Annotated in this window: 2 protein-coding genes and 1 pseudogene; all 3 read left to right on the forward strand. The window is 40.5% G+C overall.

Going from position 1 to position 1,352, the window contains the following annotated elements; translation table 11 throughout:
- Positions 1-128 precede the first annotated feature (128 nt).
- Positions 129-494 (forward strand): annotated as a pseudogene (locus MXE38_RS12295) (flagellin); the annotation flags it as partial.
- 246 nt (positions 495-740) lie between these two features.
- The gene (locus tag MXE38_RS12300) at positions 741-995 is read left to right on the forward strand and encodes a flagellin (protein WP_281503222.1); all 255 of its coding nucleotides are present in this window, start codon (positions 741-743) and stop codon (positions 993-995) included.
- Positions 996-1,120: 125 nt separating this feature from the next.
- On the forward strand, positions 1,121-1,243 hold the full coding sequence (locus MXE38_RS12490) for a hypothetical protein (RefSeq protein ID WP_281503221.1): 123 nt from the start codon (positions 1,121-1,123) through the stop codon (positions 1,241-1,243).
- The last annotated feature ends 109 nt before the right edge of the window (positions 1,244-1,352 follow it).

Consider the following 1,352-nt stretch of genomic DNA (forward strand, 5'->3'; position numbering starts at 1 on the left):
GACAAATTCTATTCTGCCTTTATTTGGAGGTTTTATGGCTTAGAACCGCTAGTTCTCCATTTTTTGACCTACCTCACGTTTGTGTAATGTTTTTCTAAGAAAGGTCTTGCGCACCTCAAAATGGCCGTCGCTATTTAAATAACGTACAAAACCAGTTAACTACTACTTATCAGCGCTTAAGCTCTGGCATGCGTATTAACTCTGCTAAGGACGACGCAGCTGGCTTACAAATCGCTGACCGTTTAACCACTCAAATCAACGGTTTAAACCAAGGCAACCGTAATACCAATGACGGTATCGCTTTAGCTCAGACCATTGAAGGCGCTCTTGATGAGACCTCCACAATGCTCCAAAAGATTCGTACCTTAGCCGTTCAATCTGCAAATGGTACCAATACTAAAGAAGATCGCACCGCACTTCAAAGCGAAGGTAACCAACTATTAGCTGAAATTACCCGTATTGCCGAGCAAACTAAATTTGGTGGTAAGACCATTCTCAATGGCGCAACTAGTGCAAATACCATTTATGGCTCTCAGGCTGATAAGGCATCTAAGGGTGCCAAAATGACACTTCAAGTTGGTGCTAACAATAAAGATGAAATTTCTTTTGATGTAGGTTACTTTACCTTTAAAGGCATCTTTAACGAGGCTAAAGCTACAGCAGGCACCAAGGCTGTAAACCAGGCTGTAAACTCTTTAAACCTCGATACAGCTTCTGGCGCTAAAGAAGTTATTACTTTGATGGATGCAATGATTGCTAAGGTAGACAACCAGCGCTCAGGCTTAGGTGCCATCCAAAATCGTCTTGAGTCCTCTATCCGCAACCAGTCTAACGTAGCTGCTAACCAGTCTGATGCACGTAGCCGCATTCGTGATGCTGACTTTGCTGAGGAGTCTGCAAACTTAAGCCAGCAGTCCATTATCCAGCAGGCTGCTACTTCCATGTTAATGCAGGCTAACAGCCGTCCACAATTAGCCCTCTCTATGCTCGGCTAATTAATAATTATCTAATTTTTAGATAATTTAAATCCCTTAAGCCAAATCAGAGGCCTTAAGGGATTTTATAAATTTTATACACTATCCCTATCAGCTAATAGAAAGGGTATATAGAGGTAATAAAAATGGCAGTTTACGTAAATACTAACGTTTCTTCCTTAAATGGCCGTCGCTATTTAAATAACGTACAAAACCAGTTAACTACTACTTATCAGCGCTTAAGCTCTGGTATTGATCATGTCAACTAATTTTTTATAAATAATTACCTGCCTGCACACCTGCCCCTTTTGCTAGTTAGTAATCACTAACTGCTATTTAAATTCACTCCTTATATCTATGCATCCCTTATAGTTGTTT

Origin of the sequence: Anaerobiospirillum sp. NML120448, assembly GCF_023050945.1 — a bacterium.
Taxonomy (GTDB): Bacteria; Pseudomonadota; Gammaproteobacteria; order Enterobacterales; family Succinivibrionaceae; genus Anaerobiospirillum.

Bases quoted from the DNA above. Each gene is read 5' to 3' on its own strand.
- MXE38_RS12300 (WP_281503222.1), top strand. From the start codon at position 741: ATGGATGCAATGATTGCTAAGGTAGACAACCAGCGCTCAGGCTTAGGT.
- MXE38_RS12490 (WP_281503221.1), top strand. From the start codon at position 1,121: ATGGCAGTTTACGTAAATACTAACGTTTCTTCCTTAAATGGCCGTCGC.